Origin of the sequence: Methanofollis sp. UBA420 (assembly GCF_002498315.1) — an archaeon.
In the GTDB taxonomy this organism is placed as follows: Archaea; Halobacteriota; Methanomicrobia; order Methanomicrobiales; family Methanofollaceae; genus Methanofollis.
Genome location: NZ_DAGX01000002.1, coordinates 853,969 through 875,004 on the forward strand (window position 1 = coordinate 853,969; position 21,036 = coordinate 875,004).

Here is a 21,036-nt window from a genome sequence, read left to right on the forward strand (position 1 = left end):
CGTGTTTCCAGGCGGTAAGATCAATCCGAAAAAGATGAAGCAGATGATGAAGCAGCTCGGCATGGAGATCGAGCAGCTTGAAGACGTGAAGAGGGTCATCATCGAGACTGGCAAGGGGAACTATGTCTTCGACGAGGTCGAAGTCGTCGCCACGATCATGCAGGGTGCCACCACCTACCAGATCAATGGCGAGGCGAGGTTCGAGCCCGCTGCCCTTGAGATCCCGGAAGACGACGTGAAACTGGTGATGGAGCAGACCGGCACCACGGCCGCCGCCGCCCGGGAGGCGCTCGCCGCCACCGGCGGAGACATCGCCGAGGCGATCCTGCGTCTGACAGGCGCATGATCCAGGAAGGGGAGCGTCTCATCCTCGTCTCCGCGACGAGGGAATATTATGTCTCTGCAGGGGAGGGCACCCTCTCCACCGACCTCGGCATCCTGAAGCTCGACACCCTCGTCGGGGCGGCGTACGGCGACGTCGTCGCCACCCACCTGGGCACCGAGTTCGTGATCAGGCGGCCGCGGGCGACCGACTTTTTCACCCATGCCGCAAGGACAGGCGCCCCGATGCTCCCGAAGGACATCGGCATGGTCATCGCCTACACGGGCATGAACAGCAGGGACACCGTCCTCGACGCCGGCACAGGGAGCGGCATCGCCGCGATCTATTTCGGCGGCGTCGCGGGGCATGTCGTCAGCTGCGAGGTGCGGCCCGAGTTCGCAAAGAAGGCCGAGAAAAATATCAGGGACGCGGGCCTCGACAATGTCGAAGTGCGGGCCTGCGACGTCCTCGAGGTGGAGGGCGAGTTCGACGTCGTCCACCTGGACCTCGGGATCACGCCGGCGCACATCGCCCATGCGCGGACCCTGCTGCGGTCAGGCGGCTACCTGGCCTGTTACACCCCCTTCATCGAGCAGATGATGCAGGCCTATGACGAGGCATCGCGCCTTTTTTCCGAGGTGCATACCTATGAGTGCATGGAGAGGGAGATGACGCGGAGCGCCCGCGGCACCAGGCCGTCGACGCGGGTCGGGCACTCCGGGTACATCACCATTGCACGGGGGTAAATATGCGGCACATCATCTCGATCAAGGAGTTTGAAAAGGAGGAGATCGACGCCCTTCTCGACCGCACCCGGGCGATCGATGCAGGGAACTATGACCGGCACGCCCTGGAGGACCGGATCCTCGGGGTGCTCTTCTTCGAACCTTCGACCCGGACGCGGATGTCTTTCGAGGCGGCGATGGCCCGTCTCGGCGGGAAGTCCATAGACATGGGGGGCGTGGAGGTGAGTTCGGTCGTCAAGGGCGAGACCCTTGCCGACACGGTACGGGTGGTGAGCGGGTACGCGGACGCGATCGTGCTCCGCCACCCGAAGGAAGGGGCAGCGAGACTCGCCACCGAGTTCTCCTCGGTCCCGGTGATCAATGCCGGGGACGGTGCCGGCCAGCACCCGTCCCAGACTCTCATCGACCTGTACACGATCAGGCAGGCGATGCCCCTGGACGGGATCGATGTCGGCCTCCTCGGCGACCTGCGGTACGGGCGGACGGCCCACTCCCTGGCGTACGCCCTGACGAACTACGACGTCACCATCCACACTCTCGCCCCGGAGAGCCTGGAGATGCCCCCGAATGTCATCGGGAACCTCCGCGACCGCGGGGTCGAGGTGGTGGAGCACACCAATATCGCGGAGTTCACGCGGGGCCTGGACGTGATGTACGTGACCAGGATCCAGCGCGAGCGCTTCCCTGACATGGCCTCGTACTACGCGGTCGCTTCGAGCTACCGGGTGACCCCCGAACTCCTGGCAGGCGCCCGCGAGAGGATGATCGTCCTCCACCCCCTGCCCAGGGTGGACGAGATCGATCCCGGGGTGGACGCCCTGCCCCATGCCCGCTACTTCCAGCAGGCGAGGAACGGCATCCCGATCAGGATGGCCCTCCTCCTGGAGGTGATGGGATGAGCGGACCGCCGAAGAGCCTCCAGATCAGCCCGATCAGGAACGGCACGGTGATCGACCACATCCCGGCGGGCGAGGCCTTCAACGTCCTGCGGATCCTCGGGATCACCAGGGCGACGAAGGAAACCCTCTCCATCGCCACGAACGTGGCGAGCGGCAAGGCCGGGAGAAAGGACATCGTCAAGATCGAGAACAGGGAACTCAAGAAGGAGGAGGTGGACAGGATCGCCCTCATCGCCCCGCAGGCGACGATCAATATCATCAGGAACTACCTGGTCTTCGACAAGAAGGGCGTCGAGATCCCGAAACTCCTCCACGGCGTCGTCAAGTGCCCGAACCCGGGCTGCATCTCGAACACGAACGAACCCATCCAGAGCAGGTTCGAGGTGACGAAGAAGGGCCTCCACTGCCTGTACTGCGACTGGTACCTCACCGAGGACATCGCCGGGCATATTATCTGAATTTTTTCTTTTTTGAAAACTCTCGCGTGAAAGCCCTCACGCTGAAAAAGAGGGGGTATATCATTGGGTCGGTCTTGGTGATGTCTCATTTTTTAGACATAGGTCTATTTTTTGGTAGTGTTCTCTCCGGGCATCGGGCCTGAGGACCGCACGTACGGCGAGCGAGCACGGCGGCCAGCCTCCCCCACACTTTCAGCCCCCGCACAGCCCCCCCTTTATCGGATTTCTGCGCCATTTTCTCTTCATGCCATACACATCCGGCGACAGACCAGGCAAGGGCAGATATTTCTGCCTCGGGTGTGGGAAGGTTCTCACGCTCACAACACCGACACCCTCCCGCCGTGCCGCCTCTGCAAGGGCGACGAGTTCATGAAGGAGTGAGACCGTCACCTCTTCGCGAATTTCTTTCTTTTTCGAGCACCGGTCGCCCTAATCTCTTCATCAAAACAGGAGGATCAGGTATCGCTCTCCCGCGGAGATTCTCCCCCGTGCAGAGGGCCGATGAGAGAGGTCCGTCCCGCACACACAAAATCTTCAACGTTTTTGTAACTCATACAGTAGAGACAACTTCTCAAAAGAGTCAGCAAATCTCTCCGACTGAATTTTTGCACGGATCTTGGCATTTTGTACCAATTTAGGTTCTTGGACATACCGATTATATAGCACAGCTTCAACAACTTTGGACACTTGTTCCTTTGAAATTCTTTTGTTTAAATCAAAGGCCAACGCTCGAAACCCATTCACCCCGAGTTTGCGCCCCGATGCATCCAATATATCTTCTTTTATGTCGTTTTGAGTCAAGATTTTTCTTTCTTCTGGCTTTAAATCATCATTTTCAGACCTAATTATTTCATAAATCGACTTGTAATCAATTGTCTGGAATAGATCAACCTTCTCCTCAAATCTCAATACACTGGCCTGTTTTTCTGGAGATACATGATCCGAAGCAAGTTTTGAGATATAATTCGCAAAATCAAGATTTTTTAGTACCGCAATATCTGAAATGCCATCATCATCTAATAAACCAAGACAATATTTTGATAAGGTAATTTTGTGAATGATTAATCCAATATCATATTTCGTACCCTCAAAAGAAGGATAAGATCTCCGAAGTGCTATTTTCAAGTCGCTTAAAATGCTTTTTTCAAAATCAGAAAAGGTCTCATTATCTTCCAGCACACCAATACGAGTGCTTGGTGAGAAACTGATAAAATCGTAATTCGGAGTTATACCATATCTTTCTTTGTTATCTCGTAGTTTCTTCTCAGTTTTCGTATCCCACTTTTTCTCAGGATCCTTTGACTCCAAATATCTAATAGAAAGGGAATCTATCAGATCTCTTAAGTTTCCGCGTTTTGAGTCAAACATTATTACATATGCCCCAAAAATTTGAGCATCAATAGCTTTTTCGATTGAATCAACGTTAACATTTTGAAAATTATCCTTCAAGACATCCTTTAATATTGAATATTTTTCAATTTCAGAAATCTGTTCTTTAATATCCTTGGCAGATGCATCAATAAACTTTTTTAAGTATGATCCACTGCTATCAAACCATTTACCTTCACTAAGTTCAGATTTAAGAAATTTAAAATCATCAGAGTTCCGTTTCGAATATTCTGATTTAATCAAATCTAGATCTTGTATCAATTCAATAAGTCGAACTGGTTCAGCCCGATCAAATTCATTCGATTTTTCGTAATAGGCTCGAATAATTGCTGTAGTTATGTCTTCAGCCGATCTTTGACATGCAGACACCCTGATTGACAAATCATTGCTAAATTTCAATGAGATGGATGCATTTGCAAAGCCATGACGATAGTCCTCAGGTAACGAATCAATACTCCTCAATGCATCCAGACCTATATTATATGCCAAATCGATAACTTGAATTGCAAAGTTGTCTGTTTGAACCTTCTGTTCATCAATGATATATTGAAGTGTGAGTTGGAATTGTAGATTTATTCCATTCTTTACAAGAAAATCGATGTAGCTATTAATATAATCCATCAGTCTGATATTATTGGAAACAATTCTGTTGATTTCAGCTAGATCAAATGCATCAATAGACTTCAGTGTCCTGATAATATCGTCCAGTCGATATTGGTAATATGGAGGAGGGTCGACAATAATCCTATTGGTAATCAATATTTGTGAAAGAGAGTAGAGATCAGTATCAGAATTAAGAATTTCTCTGAAGACTTTCCTTGTATCTTTTCCATTGTGTTCATAAAACAGCAGTAAAATCAATTTCTGAGAGACTACAATGCCCTCACTACTCAATTGAAAGATTATTTTATCAACTATAGATTTTTCCCAAAAATTTTCATCATTGATTATGTGATCATTTGCCGGTGCAAATTGCTTTAATTCAGTGAAAAAGTCGGGTTCTCTGCATAATCCATAATAGTTGAGTGCAAGCCTGAAATTCTCAACTAATGTGCGATATCTCGTCAAAAGAGTTAATTCATCGAACGCTTGGGAGATGAGAGGAACTGATTTTCCAATGTTAACAATAAGGGTATCGATCACTCCAGTTGCCTGTGCAAAAAAAGGCTCAGTGTTTGTAAATTTTTGTTTATGTACTCGCATCCGATTAATTTTCCAATTCTGCTGCGAGACTAACAATTTGTTATTATTCATAGATTCATATGAATCTTCGAAAGAACTCTCCACTGATTGAGAAGATTTCCACATCAAGAAGAGAGAACAAGTTATTATTACTAAGAGTATTAAATCGAGGAGGGAGAAACCCATAATACCGATCCCTAAAACAGGGAATATACTAACAATATATCCAGAACGCGAACTTATGATAATGCATCCAAGTAAGAGCAAAACCGGAAAAACAAGTTGATTGTATTGATATTTGATTTCCTTATTCGCATTGATAAGATATTTAACAGAATCATCAATGGAAGATGCTGCAATTGCTAAACGTGATTTAAAAAATGTCCCCAGTTCAGTCTCATCACGGGATAGATCGCAATTTATTTGTTCGATTTGATCTTGGGCATCTTCAAAAGAACTTTTAATATTTGCAGAAAGATCCACCAAATTCTGTTCAACAGATCGCTTCTCAGACCTAATTCCATCAATATAACTGGACACTTCACCCTGAATGTCACTTAAACTTTTTTTCTCAGCTTTCGAAGACTCTCCCTTCATTTCATGATCGAATTATACATGGCATCCCATGAGGATTTCGATTATGTTTCTTGGGGTTACCCTTTTGAAAATTCGAGTAATCTTAGCCTTCATAAACAGAGGAGCAAGCAAACCGTAATGTGAAACATATTCTCATCCTAGCTGGAAGAAAAAAATAAGGAATACAAAAGTGTCGGCAAATTTTCAAAAGAACCCAAGGGAGGAGGAGAGCCACTCCCGGTAACCCATCTATAACATCGACGGAAAAAAGAAAGCCCAAAAAAAAGTCCCGCCACCCTCTCCGCCCACATCCCGACAGATCGCGGCGATCAAAAAACGCCGTACCAAAAAAGATCTACAGATCTCACCGCATCAGGTGCCCGGCCTCGTCGATCTCGCCCCTGATGATCCGGGTCGAGGAGATCCAGCGGTTGTCCTCCGCGAGCACGCAGGCAATCTGGTGGATCTCGACCATCCTCTTCCCCTTCGCCCGGCGGAGCTTGTTGATCTCCAGGGCCACCGGCAGGGTCTCCTCGGAGACGACCAGGATGTCGAAGTCGGTCTCTAGGGCCGAGCCGTACCTGTCGTTCAACTCCTCGACCTCCCACCTCACCCCTGCGGGGAGGCCCTGCACGTACCTCTCCAGCGCCGCCTTCCTCTCGTCGTACGACATCACGGGATGACTCTTCCTCCCCGCGAAGGTGTCGGAGGAGAGGCCGATGATCACGGTCCCTTCCGGGCCTGCAAGTTCAAAAGAACGCGATATCAGTTTCTTGTGTCCCGCGTGCAGGGGGGAGAAGGTGCCCCCGACCATAATCTTCATTGATAGTAATGGGGAATCCATAGTATAATATGAACCACAATCTGCGCATCGGCGATGAGGTCTTCATTGCGGAAAACGCCACCCTGCTCGGCGACGTCACTATCGGCGACCGTTCCGGCGTCTGGTTCGGCGCCGTGCTGCGCGGCGACCGCGACCGGATCGTCGTCGGCGCCGACTCCAATGTCCAGGACAATGCCACCGTCCATGGCAGCACCGGCCACCCGACCCTCATCGGCGACCGGGTCTCCATCGGCCACGGCGCAATCGTCCACGGCTGCACCATCTCCGACGAGGTGCTCGTGGGCATGGGCGCGATCGTGATGAACGGCGCGGTCGTCGGCGAGGGCTCGATCATCGGCGCAGGTGCCGTGGTCACCGAAGGGAAGGTCATCCCGCCGGGCTCGGTCGTGCTCGGCGTCCCGGGCAAGATCGTCAAGGAGGTCGACGAAGCGCAGCGCGAGCACATCAGAGAGAACGCGAAAGTCTACGTCGAGATGGCCGGGAGGTACAGGCGTGGCTGAGGTCGTCGTCATCGGCGGCGGCATCGCCGGCATCCAGGCCGCCCTCGACCTCGCCAACCACGGGGTCCGCGTCCACCTCGTCGAGAAGGAACCCGCGATCGGCGGCCACATGGCCCAGCTCGACAAGACCTTCCCGACAAACGACTGCTCCATGTGCATCCTCTCCCCGAAGATGGTCGAGGTGGAGCGTCACCCCGGCATCGTCCTCCACACCTGCACAGAGGTGACAGGGATCGAGGGCGAGGTCGGCACCTTCACCGTCCACCTCAGGCGCCACCCGCGGTACGTCGACGAGGAGAGATGCAATGGCTGCGGCGACTGCACCACGGTCTGCCCTGTCGAGGTCTACAACCGTTTCGACGCCGGGATCGGTGTGCGGAAGGCGATCTACCGCCCGATGCCCCAGGCCGTCCCCAATGTCACGATCCGCGACAGGGAGCACTGCATCGACTGCGGCCTCTGCTACGAGGCCTGCGGCCGCGACGCCGTCCTCCACGACGACGAGGACCGCGAGGAGGAGTTCGACCTCACCGCGGCGAGCGTCGTCGTCACCACAGGCTATGCCACCTTCGACCCGGCCAGGAAGAGGAACCTCAGGTACCTTCAGGTCCCCGACGTCGTCACCAGCCTCCAGTTCGAGAGGATGATCAACGCGAGCGGCCCGACAGGCGGCGAGGTGCGGAGGCTCTCCAACGGCGCAGTCCCCCGGAGCGTCGCCTTCCTCCAGTGCGTCGGCTCCCGCGACATGCAGGCCGACCGCCCGTACTGCTCCTGCGTCTGCTGCATGGCCGCGATGAAGAACGCCATGCTCATCAAGGAGCACCACCCTGACGTCGAGGTCACCATCCTGTACATGGACGTGCGGGCCTACGGCAAGGGCTACGAGGAGTACTTCAACAGGGCGGAGGCGATGGGCGTCCGCTTCCTCCGCGGCCTGCCCGGCGAGATCGCACAGACAGACGGCGGCCTGGAGATGCAGGTCGAGAACACCGAGACCGGCGCTGTCGAACTCCTGAAGCCAGACCTCGTCGTCCTCTCCGTCGGCATGGAGCCCCAGGCAGGGATGGAAGAGATTGCGGGGCGCCTCGGCATCACCCTGGAAGAGACAGGCTTTGTCCATACCAGGGACGAGAAGATGAACACCGTGGCAACGATCAGGCCGGGCATCTATGTGGCAGGGACGGCCGCCGCCCCGAAAGACATCCCCGACAGCGTGGCCATGGCCGGTGCGGCCGCGATGCGGGCGTACACCGACGTCCTGAAGGCCGGGATATGATCCCGCGGACCATTGAACGAGACGGCGCCACTATCCGCTTCATCGACCAGACCCTCCTGCCGGAGAGGCTGGAGGTCGTCGCCTGCACCGACGTCGAGCGCCTCGCCACCGCGATCCGCCGCCTGGAGGTGCGGGGCGCCCCGGCCCTCGGCATCGCCGGGGCGTACGGCGTCGCCCTCGCGGCGATGACGAGCACGGAGACAGAGTACGGCCCCTTCGTCGCGGAGGTGACGGAGGCCGCCGCGTACCTGCGGGCCACCCGACCGACCGCGGTGAACCTCGGGTGGGGGATCGACAGGACGATGGCTGCCCTGCGGGCCGCCGGGACGGCGGACGAGGCCGACGAGGCCGTCGAGGCCGCGGTCAGGGAGGCCGACCTCATCGCCAGCGAAGACGAGGAGATCTGCCGGGCCCTCGGGAAGAACGGCGCGGACCTCATCCCAGACGGCGCCCGCGTCCTCACCCACTGCAACGCGGGCGCCCTCGCCTGCTCCACCTGGGGGACGGCCCTCGGCATCGTCAGGTCGGCCGTCGAGAGCGGGAAAAAAGTCACGGTCACCGCCTGCGAGACGCGGCCCCTCCTCCAGGGGGCCCGCCTCACCGCCTTCGAACTCCATGAGGACGGCGTCCCTGTGCGGGTGATCACCGACTCCACCGCCGCCTTCCTGATGCAGAGGGGCGAGATCGACTGCGTCGTCGTCGGCGCGGACAGGATCACAGCAGACGCCGTCTTCAACAAGATCGGCACGTACATGCACGCGGTCTGTGCCCGCCACCACGGCATCCCATTCTACGTCGCCGCACCGGTGTCCACCTTCGATACCGGGCGCAGGGCCGCAGATGTCACGATCGAGGAGAGAAAAGGCGACGAAATCGGTATTTTCAACGGGAGGCGGACCGTCCCTGCCGGCGTGCCCTGCACGAACTTCGCCTTCGACAGAACACCCCTCGACCTCGTTTCGGCGATCGTCACAGAACGCGGGGTTCTCCGCCCGCCGTACTACAGGATGCCAGATACAGGGAATATTTAAATAATCCCCCCATATTCTCCTACCATGTTTTTCACGGCCTCGCTCTGGAACGACCTGATGATGCTCATCGGAGAGATCACGGTCTTCCTGATCGTCGGGATGCTCATCGGCTCCGTCCTCGTGATGATCGTCGCCGGCCTCTCCATCCAGAGCGGGCAGTTCTATTTCCCGCGGCTGATGAAGAGTGGGATGGTCCTCCTTGAGGGAGTGATCAAGGGAATATGCAAATTCTTCGGTTTCGACGATGCCGACCTCGTGCAGTTCTCGATCAAGCTGCAGAATATGATGAATACGAAGAGGTTCGCCGAGACCCCCGTCGAAAAAAGGGTGATCTACCTGCCCCAGTGCTTGCGGTCGGCCCAGTGCCCGGCCCACCTCACGCCCGAGGGCCTTATCTGCCGCCGGTGCGGCAGATGCGATATCGGCAGGGAGATCGACGCATACGAAGCGATGGGCTACCGCGTCTTCATCGCCCCGGGCTCCACCCTCATCAAGAGAATGATGAAAAAATACCGGCCGGAGGCGATCGTCGGGATCGGCTGCCTGATGGAGATAAAAGAAGGGCTCGAACTCTGCGACAGGGCAGGGGTCATCGGCATGGGCGTCGTCACCCTGAAAGACGGGTGCGTGGAGACCGTCCTCAACTGGGACGACCTCCACGAGATCGCCGCGATCGGGATCACTGCGCCTGATTCGCAATGACCTTTATGTTCCTGCCGACGAGGCTCTCGCTTGAGATACTGCCGTAGACATAGACCGTGGCGTCGCTCCTCACCTCGCCGACCTTGATGCCAGGCCGCAGGATGATGTCGCCCCCTGCCGAGACAGACCCCAGGACGACATCGTCGGAGATGGTCACACTCTCCCCGACCGTGAGCGACCCCCCGATCCTGACCCCGCGACCGATCACGCCCGACCGGCAGGTGACGTCCCCGCCGACGGTCGAAGAGGGGCCGAGTTCCAGGCAGCCGTCGACGTCGAGGCGGCCCCAGAAATGAGTCTCGGGCGGGACGATGAAGTCCCCGGGGATGTGGACGTTCCCGTCGAAATAAGAGCCTTTCGGTGCGACGTAGGTGTTCCCGCGCTGATAGACCTTCATGCTGTAAACACGATCATGCCGTGCATGGGAAGAATAGTTTTCGGTTTGTTTATATGAAGGATGATGAAATCAGGTGTCCATATAAGTGATCTTCTCTCATCGGCCAGCCCATAATCCCTCGATTCACCGGGCAAACCCGATAATCCATCTGCGTCCCTCAGAGGAGGACGGCAGCGGCCGTAAAGATGAGGAGGGAGAGGAACATCCCTTTCTTCAGGGTTGAGGTGACCCGCGACGACCTGATGCAGGCCGGCGTCGTGCACCCCCGCACACCTGCAGCGCCGAGGAGGACGGCGGCATTGAGGAGGCCGATGGCAAGGAGGTACGGGAGGCCCCACCACCGGAAGACCGGGAGCATGGAGAGGACCATGGCGGCCGCGGCGAACGCAAAGGCAAGGACGATCGTCCGGGGGATGCCGAGGACCATCGGCAGGGTCCGCGCCCCGCCGGCGGCGTCGCCCTCCACGTCCTCGGCGTCCTTGAGCACTTCCCGCGCCACCATCGCAAGGAAAGTGACCCCCGCGACAGGGAGGTTCGCCGCAAGGCCGTCCGGCCCGGCAAGGGCGCCGCCGAAGAGGAAGATCGAGGCAGAGAGATAGGCGACCGTGAGGTTGCCGACAAAGGGCATGCCCTTCAGGCGTGCGGCGTACAGCACCAGAAGGGCCGAGTTGAAGAGAGCGATCGCAAGGCAGGGGAGGTTTGTCGTCAGGGCGAGGAGGTTGCCGGCCGCAAAGAGGAGGGCGGCATAGACGAGGGCGCCCCGGCGCGAGACTTTCCCTGCGGGTATCGGCCTATCGGGCCTGTTGACCGCGTCGATCTCGGCGTCGCAGTAGTCGTTGATGACATTGCCCGCGGCGGTGATCAGGGCGACGATCCCGATGAGGGCCGCGGACTCAGGCGTGACCGTTCCAGTGGCGATGAGGTAGCCGAGCACCCCGGCAAGCCCGGCGACGACCGAGTTGGCCGGGCGGGTGATCGAGACATAACCGTGCATTCGGAAAAGAGGTGTGAGGGGGAGGTATTTCAATACTCACTCACCGCGTCACTGCGGCGTAGCCCGCCGTCCACCCCGGCCTCGCGGGGGGGTCGGTGGCGAGCATCTCCTGCCAGGCCTCGTCGGTGAGCCTGCCCGACAGGGGGACGGTGAACTCGTAGTACGAGAAGACCGGGCCTGCCGCTAGGAAGGGCCGGCCCTCGGAGTCTGGACAGGCGACGACGACCAGGTCCACATACCCGACCCCCTCCTCCAGGACGAGGTTGTTGTACGGGTCAGTGTGGACGTCGGCAACGATAGCGGTCGTCATCCCGTCCTCGTCGACACCGACGACGAGGCGGTCAAGGGAGGCGGCAACACCCCTGATGAAGTCTTCATCGTCAGGGGTGAGGGCATCGCCTTCGAGTTCCTTCACCGAGATCGCTTCCAGGCGTGCGAGGACGGACTCGAGGGAGCGCAGGCGAGACTCAGAGGTCGCGTCCAGAGCGCCGAGGTCCCAGAGGCCCTCGCGGGTCATCGTGGTGAGGACGAGGAGGCGGTGGTAGAGGCCGGGCACAGGCTCGACGTACCCCGCGACCTCCTGTTCGGGCGGGCGGTAGGCCATCCCTTTGCCCATCGTGTAACTCTGCTTGGCGTACAGGATGGTGTCGTGGCGGAGTTCTGTCCAGGAGGCGAGGGAGGCGGTGAGTTCCTTCTCCTGCCAGGCCGTCGTCTGCATGAAGGTCGGGTAGCCCTCCCCGAAACTGGCAAGGAGGGGCTGGAGAGTGTAGAGCCAGCCGATGGCAAGGTTCCTGTTCCACGCGCTCTCGTTCTGCGGGAGTTCCCCGGCCAGACGGCCGGCGATGGCGTCATAGTGCTCGTACCGGCTGTCGCCATTCTCATCCAGGATCGCGTCGGCCCTCTCGGAGCCGAGGAGGGCCATCACGTCGAGGGCTGTCGGAATGGGGCGCTCGCCATCGTGGAGGGTAAAGGGTGTACCCGTGCTGGTGAAATCACCGGTGTACGGGTACACGAGTTCCGAGAAGATGTACGAGTCAAGGAGGAAACGCTGGCCCATGAAACGGAACCCCTGCGTCGCATTGAGGCAGGTGCGTGCCTCTTCAGGGGTAAAGGCGATGCAGTCGGCGGTACCGCCGTAGATCGCGGGGGCGCGGTAGGTGCCGAGTTCCCGCTGCAGGGCCGCCACCTGGTCCTGAGAGAGGTCGGTCTTCGGGCCGCCGAAAAGAGTGTCCATCGCCGCGAAATAGTCGCGGGGGCCGAGGTCGTCCGAGTAGCCCGCGTAGAAGGAGGTGACCGTATAGATCCGGTCCCACCTCTCCATCAGGGCCGGGTCGTCGGCAAGGGCGGCGGCGACCTGGGCGGCGCCGATCGTCTGGACCCTCGCGTCCTCAGGGGTCACGAGGGTGCCGTTGAGGAGGAAGGCCATCCGGCCGTGCCACATCATCGCCAGGAAATAGTTCTCCAGTCTCTCCGACCGGGTGTAGTGGCCGCGGGGAAGGTACTGCGAGTAGTCCTCCTCGTACCTGAAGAGAGGCGAGGCATCAGTGCCGGCATGGCCGCGTATCAGGGCGAGCTCTGCCTCCACGTCTGGCCTGATCTCCTCGGGGACAGCGACACCGTAGCGCCGCACGTCTCCGGCTTCAAACCCGGTGCCGGCACCGACCTGCCGTGCCTCAGGGGCGAGGAGACTGGTTGCCACGCCGAAGTACACCGCATTTCGCCGGGCCGCCTCCTTCGCCTCGCCGCTCGACCGCCCGTAGGTCTCCATCGAGATATTGAGGAGGGCGGAGTCGAGGACATACAGGTCGTCGTACAGCCTCTCCTCCTCGACTACCCGCATCGTCTCGTCGAACTGGATATGATAGAGGTGGAGGAGGGAATCGGTGCTCACAAAGACCGGGACGCCCCCCTCCTTCAGGGCGGCATAGGGCCTGACCATGTCCGCGCCTCCCGGGCCGAGGGGGTTTTCGACGACGGCGAAACCATGTGCCGTGAGCAGGGCCTCGGCCTCGGGGCCGAGGGAGAGGGCGGCGTCGACCTCCTGCCAGTTGGTGACATTCGCCGTCTCAAGGGGTAGGGGGTACTGCGGCGCGGAGAGGTTCACCGCCAGGGGTGCGGGGGTCGGGTACGCGGAAAAGTTCGTCTCCGGTTGGGGCGCTTCCGGGGGCGTCACGCACCCGGCAAGGAGAGCGACCGCACAGAGGAGCAGGGCGAGCAGGGCAGTCCGGTCCATGAACGATCAGAGGGCGGCGAGACCAAAAAAGGTATGCTTAAACACGGCGTGAAAAAGGAGCGGGCTTGGGGGGATTTGAACCCCCGGCATTCAGCTTAGGAGGCTGACGCCATGTCCTGGCTAGGCCACAAGCCCAATGATACTCTCTAGTGTGGGTGCCGGGAAGGTATTAAGGTTTTGAAGGCCCACTTTTCTCCCGCAATGGAGAAGGTTCCGGTCACCGAGGGGAGGACCACGTTTTTTGCGCCGGTTCAGGATGAAAATGCCGCTTTCCCGCCGGGTTCGGCTCCGATCTTTTATAACCGGAGGATGGAGGCAAACAGGGACGCCACGGTGCTCTATCTCTCGGTGGTGCAGCCCTCCGACTACCTCGACGCCATGGGGGCGATGGGCGCGCGTGGTCTGCGTGTCGCCCACGAGGTCGGCATCCCGGTGACGGTCAACGACATCAGCCCCGCGGCCGCGGCCGAGATCCGGGAGAATGCCGGGAGGGTCGGCGGGGAGATCGAGGTGACCTGCATGGACGCCAACGCCCTGATGAGCACGAGACGGTTCGACGCCGTGGACCTCGACCCCTTCGGCACGCCAGCCCCCTTCACCGACGCCGCCTGCCGGAGCGCAAAACGTTTCCTCTGCGTTACCGCAACCGACACCGCGCCCCTCTGCGGCGCCCACCTGAAGGCCGGGATGCGCCGGTACTTCGCACGGCCCATGAACACCGAGTACCACCGCGAGGTGGGGCTGCGCATCCTCCTCGGCTTTGTGGCGAGGGAGATGGTGAAGTATGACCGGGGCATAACCCCCATCTTCTGCTTCGCACACGAGCACTTCGTCCGCCTCAACCTCCGGGTCTGGGGGCGGGTCAAGAACGCCGACCAGACCATGGCACGGATCGGGTATGTGATGCAGTGCCCGCACTGCTTCTACCGCGAGGAGCAGGCAGGCATGCTTCCGGAGACGGCGACCTGCCCCTCCTGCGGGGCCGTCCTCCGGCCTATCGGCCCCCTCTGGCTCGGCGCGGTGAACGATGCCGAGACCCTCGGGGCGATGGTCGAGCGCCTGCCGGCGATGGGCCTCGGGACAGAGACCTACCTCTCCCGCCTCCTCCCCCTCCTCGCAGAGGAACTCCCGACCGCGAGTTTCTACGACTACCACCGGGTCGCCCAGAGACTGCGGGCCTCGCCACCCGCGATCGACGTCGTGATCAACCGCCTGCGGGACGCGGGCTACCAGGCGACGCGGACCCACTACGAGGGGACCGGGATCAGGACGGACGCACCGCTCTCCGTGCTCGAAGAGGCGATCACGCGGCGGGACTAAGATTCGGCGGGGGGCTACGCCGAAAATCAAAGATTTTCCTGTTCAGGCAGATCTCTTATTTGCCGTGGACCATAGTTTTTCGAGGGCAGTGCCCACCACGCCACTTCTGAAAAAGATTTTACAGAACGCAAAAAAAGTGCACGGCGGCCAGGCAGATGCGCCTGACCGGGACAGTTCTCAGAACCTGGTGACGATCGTGATGATGTCGCTGTCGGCAAGGGTGTGCTGGAGGCCGACACGCTGGGCGTCGTGCTTCACGGAATTTCCCCACACTTTCGCGTACCTGAACTTGTCCACGAAGTCGCGGTGGAGGCGGCGGCAGACGTCCTCGACAGTCGAGCCTGACCTGACGATCATCGGTTCGTCCATGTCGGCCGCACCGCCGAGGGGCTTCATGTACAGGCGCATGAAGCCGAGGTGCTCGTAGATCGCGTCCTTCAACTCCTCGACATTGTAACCGGAGTGGGCCGAGATCATGTGAGGTTCCTCGCCGAAGCGCTCGACAAGGTCAGTCTTGATCTCCTTTCTCGTCTTCTCGTCGACCAGGTCGACCTTGTTGATCGCGATGAAGGCCGGGACATAGACGCGGTTCCCGATCATGGCGTCGATGAAGTCGTCCTGGTTGACGTTGCCGCGGATGAGGACGTCGGCATTCATGATCTTGTTCTCGGCGAGGATGGACCGCACTTCCTCGATGTCGAGGGCCTCGTCGCCGACATAGTTGAGCCTGATACCCCCGTTCCCGCTCTTCTTGATGGTGATGTCGGGCTTCGGCTTGTTGATCCTGATGCCTGCGTCGTACAGTTCCCGCATCAGGACGTCGATATGCCGGCCATTATAGACGTCGCCGAGGATGAGGATCAGGTCGGCGCTCCTCACCACGCCGATGACCTCCTTGCCGCGCCCCTTGCCCATCGCCGCACCCGCGATGAGGCCCGGGATATCGAGGACCTGGATCTTCGCGCCCCGGTGCTCCAGGATGCCGGGCACGACCGTGAGGGTCGTGAAGGCATAGGCCGCGACCTCGCTCTCCTGCCCGGTGAGCTGGTTCAGGAGCGTGGACTTACCGACAGACGGGAAGCCGACGAGCACGACCGTCCCGTCCCCGGATTTCTTGACCGAATAGCCCTCGCCGGTGCCCGAGGACTTCATCGCCCGCTGGACGGCCTCTTCCTTGATCTTGGCGAGCTTCGCCTTCAGGCGGCCGATGTGTTTGGATGTGGCCTTGTTGTATACCGTGCGCTGGAGCTCGTCTTCGATCTCCTTGATCTCATCTTCAAGACCACTCATTCCTCATAGATCTGTTAGCTGACTACATAAGGATCATGGATAGGGAACGCCGGCGCTCCCTCGCGCGGCTCCTACCGCAGAGATACGGACACGGCCAGATCGGGAGGCGCAGACAGGAACGGTTAAATACCGACATATCCTACATTGTAGAGCACTTAGGTGCCAACGATTGCTGCTATAGTGTAGACCGGCCAATCATGCAGGACTCTCACTCCTGCGACTGGGGTTCGAATCCCCATAGCAGCATCCGATTTTGAGTTCAATTCCTCCTGGTTTTTTCAGTCTCATACCAGAGGTATCGAAATAAAATATGTGCCATTGTCGAATCATATCTGCAGTGCGTTTTCACAAAGAAGATCCAGAATAGTGTGAACCATCAGATAATTGATTCGCCATCTTTCTCGGCCAGAGGCGGATTGCACCATACCCCCGAAGCGATTCTGTAATTTAGGTGCGTGAGAGCATGAGCCCGTTCAGAGGGAGAGAGAGAAGGGAAGAAAATCGAATCAGTCGCCTTCCCCATTCCAAATAATCTCCTATTAGAGATTAATTGGAATAAAGGGAAACATTATTCACATCAAATGAATTATTTTCCGGTTGGGGCTGCGGGAACCCGCGTAACCAGCACTTTATCCACGCGGTTGCCGTCCATATCGACCACCTCATACCGCAGGTCACCCAGTTCGATATAATCACCTGTTGTGGGTATCCGCTCCAGGATATACATGATCAACCCGGCAAGAGAGTGGTAACGCCCCTCTTCCTCCCCGGGAAAGACATCCACAGAGAGAACATCCTTAATATTATCGACGGCGGCACTTCCGTCAATCAGCCATGAACCATCCTCCCTGACGACCACCGGCACCTCGGCCCGCTCTCCGAGGGTACGGACATCCCCCACAATTGCCTCCAGGACATCATGGAGGGTCACAAGACCCTGGACACTTCCATATTCATCAGCAACCAGGACAATATTCAATCCAGTCTCCTTGAATGATTCGATGAGTTTCAGGACCTCGATACCCTCGGGGACAAAGAAGGGCTTTGTCATGGCGGCCCTGATAGCGTGGGGAGCGCCTTCCTCCATCTTCGCCAGGACATTCTTGACAGACACCATGCCGACAATATTTTCCAGGTCTCCTTCGAATACAGGAAATCTGGAGCGGCCACTCGATATCATCTTCTTCAGGTTTTCCTCGTCAGGGTCGTCGAGATCGAGCGCAATAATATGGGGACGAGGCGTCATCAGGGACGCAACCCGGCGGCCATCAAGATCAAATACCCCCTCTACCATGTTCAATTCGGACTTCGCAAAGACCCCGGCATCTGCTCCCTCCTCAAGCATGATCTTGATCTCCTCTTCAGTGACAGGGGATTCCGGGGCATCTCTGATCCCCATGACCCTGAGCACGGTCTCGGTTGAACGACCGAGCACGAACACAATCGGTGTCGCGATGACCGAGAGAAACTGCATCGGTCGTGCAACTGCTGATGCAATATTCTCCGCACCGGTGAGGGCGATGCGTTTCGGGACGAGTTCTCCGAAGATCAGGGTCAGGTAGGTAATGACCAGGACCACCAGTGTGATGCTCATCACTTCGCTGTAGGGCGCAAGGGCAGGGATCTCCTGAAAGAAGGGTGCGACTCCCTCAGCAACTGTAGCACCGCCAAAGGCACCGGCAAGGATGCCCACCAGGCTGATGCCAATCTGGATGGTCGAGAGGAACGCAGTGGGTTCGTTCGCAAGTGCGAGCGCCGTTGCCGCACCGGCATCTCCCTTCTCGGCACGTTGCTGGAGTCGAGTTTTCCTTGCCGAGACGATAGCAAATTCAGACATGGCAAAGATGCCATTGAGCACAATAAGAATAAGGATAATAGCAATCTCAATGAGATATGACATTTGAATTGGTAAAATATTACAGACGATATTATATAATCATTTGGAGAGAGGAAATACAGGCGCAGACACTCAGGGACTCCAATTTACATAGCGACATACTGTCTGACCGGCATCGTTCATCCCTCATATTCACTCCATAAACGCGATGAGACCCCTTCTTTAGCCTCTCGATCTGGTGCTTATAAATCCGGATGAAATATCCGTTGTTTACTATCGCTGTTTTCCGAAGATCGCAGACATCTTTTCGTGCTTCTTGCGTCCATGATCGAGCCCGGTACCACGGTCGCCCCAACCCGATCCTTTTTCTCCCCATGACAGAGACACAGAGTACCAGTCCATGCACTCTGGAGACACCCCCCTCAGGCCAGACCCCGGCGAGATCCTCTTCCAAAAGCCCGCACGAGAGGATCTCTCAGGCCCCGGCCTCCTCGCGGCCGACCTGCACGTCCACACCAACCACTCGGACGCCCCGACGCGGGTGAGAGACGCCCTGAAATTCGCCGCACGGCAGGGCATTGGTCTTGCGATCACCGACCACAACCAGATCAGCGGCGCCCTGGAGGCGTGCCGGGCCGGTACCGGCGTTCCCGTCATCCCGGGCATCGAGGTGAGTGCAGACGACGGCCCCCACCTCCTCCTGTACTTCGCCGCGACCGCTGACCTGGAGGACTTCCACACCAGACACATCGAGAGGAAGAAGAGAGACGGACCCTTCATCGCCATCAGGATGACCACGGAGGAAATCCTGGATGCACGAGAGGGCTACCACTCCGTCGCCGTCGAGGCGCACCCCTGCGGCTATGCCCTCCTGAACAGGGGCATCCAGCGAGGCCGGGACAGTACCGGAACCTTCTCCCGCCTTGACGCCATCGAAGTGATCTCGGGCGGCATGGCTCGCACCCACAACCTGAAGGCCGCGGCCCTGGCCAGGCGGCACGGCCTCGGGCAGACGGGCGGGACAGATGCCCACCTCCTCCGCGATATCGGGGGCGTCGTCACCTGTGCCCGGGCCGGGACAGTTGAGGAGTTCCTGGGCGCCATCGTGCACCGCGAGACGGCGGTGGTTGGGCAGGAAACGAGCGTCCTCCGGAAGGCGGCAATGGGGGCGGCCGTCCTCCCCCGCCACCTCCCGTACGCCCTGCCCATCCTGCAGGACCGGGGAGAGCACCTGCTGACGATCGCCCTCTCCTGCCTGAAACACTAACCCAGGGGCGAGAAGAGACGGGAGATCGACTCCTTGACCCGCACCAGACGGGGACGTTTCGCGTAGCTTTCCTGCGTGATCTCGGTGCAGACGGCGAGGTCTTCGACAAAACGCCTCTTCAGGTCGGCCCCGACGGCCGGGTCGTAGAAGAAAGCGTTCGCCTCGAAGTTCAGCCGGAAACTCCGCACGTCCCAGTTGGCACTGCCGACCGAGCCTGCTGTCCCGTCGACGACGATGGTCTTCGCGTGGATGAAACCATTGTCATAGGTGTACGCCCGCACCCCCGCGTCGAGGAGGTCGGCGACGAAGGAGAGGCTCGCCCAGTAGACAAAGGGGTGGTCTGGCTTGCAGGGGATCATCACCCGCACGTCGACGCCGGAGAGGGCCGCAAGGCGGAGGGCGTCGGTGACGCTGTCGTCGGGGATGAAGTACGGACTCTGGATGTACACCGACGACCGGGCCGCGTAGATCAGCTTGACATAGCCCTCCTTGATCGGGCTCCACCTGGTGTCGGGACCGCAGGAGACGATCTGGACAGGCGTCGTGCCGGGAGACGTGCCGGACGGGGGAAAATAGGCCTGCTCATAGCCGAGATACTCCTCCGTGACATAGTTCCAGTCGAGGAGGAAGCGGAGTTGCAGCATCTTCACCGCGTCGCCGACGATCCTGACGGCAGTGTCCCGCCAGTAGCCGAGAGGCCCTGTCCCGAGGTACTCGTCCCCGATATTGAACCCCCCGATGAAGCCGATCGTCCCGTCGATGACGGCGATCTTCCGGTGATTGCGATAGTTCACCCGGTAGAGAGAAGGAAAGAAGACTCCGATCCTGCCGCCGGCATCGGTCAGTTCGTGGAAGGCCTCCTTCGACCCTTTCCCGGCCCGCGTCCCCATGGCGTCGAAGAGGAGGCGGACCTCGACGCCCTCCTTCGCCTTCTCTGCGAGGGCATGGACGACCGACCGACCGAGGGCGTCGTTGTTGACGATGAAGTATTCCAGGTGGACGTGGTGGCGGGCCGCACGGATCGCCTCGAAGAGTGCGTCGAACTTCTCCTTCCCGTCCGTATAGACCTCGACATAATTGTTCTCGGCCAGGAACGCACTGTTGTTCCTGAGGAGGGCGATGATCGTGTCGCGGTATAACTCCGCGGCAGGGTTCGAGAATCTGGCAGACGTGTCGGCAAGTTTCCGGTTCTGCGTCTCGAAGATCTCCCTGAGGGCCAGGTCTTCCTTCTCCTTTACCGTGAACATCTTCTGCCGGGTGAAGTTCTGCCCGAAGATGAGATACAGGAAAAACCCGATCGCAGGGAGGAAGAAGAGCACCATCAGCCATGCAAGGGCGGCCGTCGGGTTCTTCCTCTCGACGAAGACGACGGCGATGGCGAAAAGGATGTCGAAAGCGAAGATGATGGCAAGGATGAGGGACCAGTTCATTCAGACCACCCCGTGAGAAGATGCAGAAAGGAGACGGCGCAGCATGGAGTGCCTCTCGTACAGGGAGCATATAATGCCATCGCCAGAGCGGCACGTCACCGGAAAAAAGGGCGTTCCCCCCAGAAGCCAGGGGCTGACAGGACGGTTCAACCGGCCCCGGTCATTTCCCCACCATACCAGCACCGCACTTCGGACATTTCATCTCGCGGCAGGGCACGCCCCGCGTCTTCGGTTCCTGATACCCGCACCTCGGGCATACGCAGTTCTCAGGAGGCACACCACGCCGGCCGAACCCTCGATCGGGCGGGCCTCCCTGACCATCAGACACGATTGATTCACCTCA

General features: G+C 58.6%; 18 protein-coding genes and 2 tRNA genes. 11 read left to right on the forward strand and 9 right to left on the reverse strand.

From position 1 onward, the window contains the following. Position 1: 1 nt before the first annotated feature. Genes BP869_RS04205 through pyrI form a run of 4 tightly spaced genes read left to right on the forward strand, consistent with a single transcriptional unit; the run spans position 2 to position 2,425 of the window. Positions 2-346: a nascent polypeptide-associated complex protein gene (locus tag BP869_RS04205; RefSeq protein WP_342677169.1), complete on the forward strand. Its 345-nt coding sequence runs from the start codon at positions 2-4 to the stop codon at positions 344-346. Then, entirely contained in the window at positions 343-1,068 is a 726-nt protein-coding gene (locus tag BP869_RS04210; protein WP_342677171.1) for a tRNA (adenine-N1)-methyltransferase, read from the forward strand. Before BP869_RS04205 ends, BP869_RS04210 begins: the two co-directional genes overlap by 4 nt. Positions 1,069-1,070: 2 nt before the next feature. Then, the gene (pyrB, locus tag BP869_RS04215) at positions 1,071-1,967 is read left to right on the forward strand and encodes an aspartate carbamoyltransferase (protein WP_342677172.1); all 897 of its coding nucleotides are present in this window, start codon (positions 1,071-1,073) and stop codon (positions 1,965-1,967) included. Further along, positions 1,964-2,425, forward strand: coding sequence for an aspartate carbamoyltransferase regulatory subunit (gene pyrI / locus BP869_RS04220; RefSeq protein WP_342677173.1), 462 nt, complete (start codon positions 1,964-1,966; stop codon positions 2,423-2,425). Before pyrB ends, pyrI begins: the two co-directional genes overlap by 4 nt. Before the next feature lie 534 nt (positions 2,426-2,959). Here pyrI and BP869_RS04225 read toward each other — a convergent pair. Together BP869_RS04225 and BP869_RS04230 are read right to left on the reverse strand one after the other, a co-directional pair. Beyond that, the gene (locus tag BP869_RS04225; protein WP_342677174.1) at positions 2,960-5,593 is read right to left on the reverse strand and encodes a hypothetical protein; all 2,634 of its coding nucleotides are present in this window, start codon (positions 5,591-5,593) and stop codon (positions 2,960-2,962) included. Between the two features lie 343 nt (positions 5,594-5,936). Continuing rightward, positions 5,937-6,395 (reverse strand): phosphopantetheine adenylyltransferase, encoded by a 459-nt coding sequence (locus tag BP869_RS04230; RefSeq protein ID WP_342677176.1) that lies wholly within the window; start codon positions 6,393-6,395, stop codon positions 5,937-5,939. A gap of 29 nt (positions 6,396-6,424) precedes the next feature. On the opposite strand from BP869_RS04230, the gene BP869_RS04235 reads away from it, so the two are divergent. Genes BP869_RS04235 through BP869_RS04250 form a run of 4 tightly spaced genes read left to right on the forward strand, consistent with a single transcriptional unit; the run spans position 6,425 to position 9,925 of the window. Beyond that, positions 6,425-6,916 (forward strand): gamma carbonic anhydrase family protein, encoded by a 492-nt coding sequence (locus BP869_RS04235; protein WP_342677178.1) that lies wholly within the window; start codon positions 6,425-6,427, stop codon positions 6,914-6,916. After that, positions 6,909-8,192 carry a CoB--CoM heterodisulfide reductase iron-sulfur subunit A family protein gene (locus tag BP869_RS04240; RefSeq protein ID WP_342677179.1) on the forward strand — a complete coding sequence of 428 codons (1,284 nt, stop codon included), beginning with the start codon at positions 6,909-6,911 and terminating at the stop codon, positions 8,190-8,192. Before BP869_RS04235 ends, BP869_RS04240 begins: the two co-directional genes overlap by 8 nt. Then, positions 8,189-9,223, forward strand: coding sequence for an S-methyl-5-thioribose-1-phosphate isomerase (gene mtnA / locus BP869_RS04245; protein ID WP_342677181.1), 1,035 nt, complete (start codon positions 8,189-8,191; stop codon positions 9,221-9,223). The genes BP869_RS04240 and mtnA overlap by 4 nt, the downstream gene beginning before the upstream one ends. Positions 9,224-9,247: 24 nt before the next feature. Beyond that, positions 9,248-9,925: a DUF116 domain-containing protein gene (locus BP869_RS04250; protein ID WP_342677183.1), complete on the forward strand. Its 678-nt coding sequence runs from the start codon at positions 9,248-9,250 to the stop codon at positions 9,923-9,925. Here the strand turns inward: BP869_RS04250 and BP869_RS04255 are convergent. The 4 genes from BP869_RS04255 to BP869_RS04270 all read right to left on the reverse strand — a co-directional run bounded on the left by BP869_RS04255 (position 9,903) and on the right by BP869_RS04270 (position 13,684). Next, the gene (locus BP869_RS04255) at positions 9,903-10,322 is read right to left on the reverse strand and encodes a polymer-forming cytoskeletal protein (RefSeq protein ID WP_342677185.1); all 420 of its coding nucleotides are present in this window, start codon (positions 10,320-10,322) and stop codon (positions 9,903-9,905) included. The genes BP869_RS04250 and BP869_RS04255 overlap by 23 nt on opposite strands. A gap of 157 nt (positions 10,323-10,479) precedes the next feature. After that, complete coding sequence (locus BP869_RS04260) at positions 10,480-11,316, reverse strand: geranylgeranylglycerol-phosphate geranylgeranyltransferase (protein WP_342677187.1); 837 nt, start codon at positions 11,314-11,316, stop codon at positions 10,480-10,482. Positions 11,317-11,356: 40 nt separating this feature from the next. Further along, entirely contained in the window at positions 11,357-13,549 is a 2,193-nt protein-coding gene (locus BP869_RS04265) for a DUF3160 domain-containing protein (RefSeq protein WP_342677189.1), read from the reverse strand. 60 nt (positions 13,550-13,609) lie between these two features. Continuing rightward, positions 13,610-13,684, reverse strand: a tRNA-Arg gene (locus BP869_RS04270). Positions 13,685-13,750: 66 nt separating this feature from the next. Between BP869_RS04270 and BP869_RS04275 the strand changes: the two genes are divergently transcribed. After that, positions 13,751-14,869: a tRNA (guanine(10)-N(2))-dimethyltransferase gene (locus BP869_RS04275; protein ID WP_342677191.1), complete on the forward strand. Its 1,119-nt coding sequence runs from the start codon at positions 13,751-13,753 to the stop codon at positions 14,867-14,869. Between the two features lie 177 nt (positions 14,870-15,046). Here BP869_RS04275 and BP869_RS04280 read toward each other — a convergent pair whose 3' ends face one another. Then, the gene (locus BP869_RS04280) at positions 15,047-16,159 is read right to left on the reverse strand and encodes a GTP-binding protein (protein ID WP_342677193.1); all 1,113 of its coding nucleotides are present in this window, start codon (positions 16,157-16,159) and stop codon (positions 15,047-15,049) included. Between the two features lie 171 nt (positions 16,160-16,330). On the opposite strand from BP869_RS04280, the gene BP869_RS04285 reads away from it, so the two are divergent. After that, a tRNA-Glu gene (locus BP869_RS04285) sits at positions 16,331-16,405 on the forward strand. Between the two features lie 340 nt (positions 16,406-16,745). Here BP869_RS04285 and BP869_RS04290 read toward each other — a convergent pair. After that, the gene (locus tag BP869_RS04290) at positions 16,746-18,059 is read right to left on the reverse strand and encodes a hemolysin family protein (RefSeq protein WP_342677195.1); all 1,314 of its coding nucleotides are present in this window, start codon (positions 18,057-18,059) and stop codon (positions 16,746-16,748) included. A gap of 337 nt (positions 18,060-18,396) precedes the next feature. Here BP869_RS04290 and BP869_RS04295 point away from each other — a divergent pair, with 337 nt between their 5' ends. Beyond that, on the forward strand, positions 18,397-19,263 hold the full coding sequence (locus BP869_RS04295) for a PHP-associated domain-containing protein (protein WP_342677197.1): 867 nt from the start codon (positions 18,397-18,399) through the stop codon (positions 19,261-19,263). On the opposite strand, the gene cls is transcribed toward BP869_RS04295, so the two are convergent. Then, positions 19,260-20,693: a cardiolipin synthase gene (gene cls / locus BP869_RS04300; RefSeq protein WP_342677199.1), complete on the reverse strand. Its 1,434-nt coding sequence runs from the start codon at positions 20,691-20,693 to the stop codon at positions 19,260-19,262. The two genes, BP869_RS04295 and cls, sit on opposite strands and share 4 nt — an antisense overlap. Between the last annotated feature and the right edge of the window lie 343 nt (positions 20,694-21,036).

Excerpts from the sequence above, each read along its gene's own strand:
- cls (WP_342677199.1), bottom strand. The coding sequence starts at position 20,693 with ATGAACTGGTCCCTCATCCTTGCCATCATCTTCGCTTTCGACATCCTT.
- BP869_RS04250 (WP_342677183.1), top strand. The coding sequence starts at position 9,248 with ATGTTTTTCACGGCCTCGCTCTGGAACGACCTGATGATGCTCATCGGA.
- BP869_RS04295 (WP_342677197.1), top strand. The coding sequence starts at position 18,397 with ATGCACTCTGGAGACACCCCCCTCAGGCCAGACCCCGGCGAGATCCTC.
- BP869_RS04225 (WP_342677174.1), bottom strand. The coding sequence starts at position 5,593 with ATGAAGGGAGAGTCTTCGAAAGCTGAGAAAAAAAGTTTAAGTGACATT.
- BP869_RS04230 (WP_342677176.1), bottom strand. The coding sequence starts at position 6,395 with ATGAAGATTATGGTCGGGGGCACCTTCTCCCCCCTGCACGCGGGACAC.
- BP869_RS04280 (WP_342677193.1), bottom strand. The coding sequence starts at position 16,159 with ATGAGTGGTCTTGAAGATGAGATCAAGGAGATCGAAGACGAGCTCCAG.
- BP869_RS04275 (WP_342677191.1), top strand. The coding sequence starts at position 13,751 with ATGGAGAAGGTTCCGGTCACCGAGGGGAGGACCACGTTTTTTGCGCCG.
- mtnA (WP_342677181.1), top strand. The coding sequence starts at position 8,189 with ATGATCCCGCGGACCATTGAACGAGACGGCGCCACTATCCGCTTCATC.
- BP869_RS04290 (WP_342677195.1), bottom strand. The coding sequence starts at position 18,059 with ATGTCATATCTCATTGAGATTGCTATTATCCTTATTCTTATTGTGCTC.
- BP869_RS04235 (WP_342677178.1), top strand. The coding sequence starts at position 6,425 with ATGAACCACAATCTGCGCATCGGCGATGAGGTCTTCATTGCGGAAAAC.
- pyrB (WP_342677172.1), top strand. The coding sequence starts at position 1,071 with ATGCGGCACATCATCTCGATCAAGGAGTTTGAAAAGGAGGAGATCGAC.
- pyrI (WP_342677173.1), top strand. The coding sequence starts at position 1,964 with ATGAGCGGACCGCCGAAGAGCCTCCAGATCAGCCCGATCAGGAACGGC.
- BP869_RS04210 (WP_342677171.1), top strand. The coding sequence starts at position 343 with ATGATCCAGGAAGGGGAGCGTCTCATCCTCGTCTCCGCGACGAGGGAA.
- BP869_RS04265 (WP_342677189.1), bottom strand. The coding sequence starts at position 13,549 with ATGGACCGGACTGCCCTGCTCGCCCTGCTCCTCTGTGCGGTCGCTCTC.
- BP869_RS04260 (WP_342677187.1), bottom strand. The coding sequence starts at position 11,316 with ATGCACGGTTATGTCTCGATCACCCGCCCGGCCAACTCGGTCGTCGCC.
- BP869_RS04255 (WP_342677185.1), bottom strand. The coding sequence starts at position 10,322 with ATGAAGGTCTATCAGCGCGGGAACACCTACGTCGCACCGAAAGGCTCT.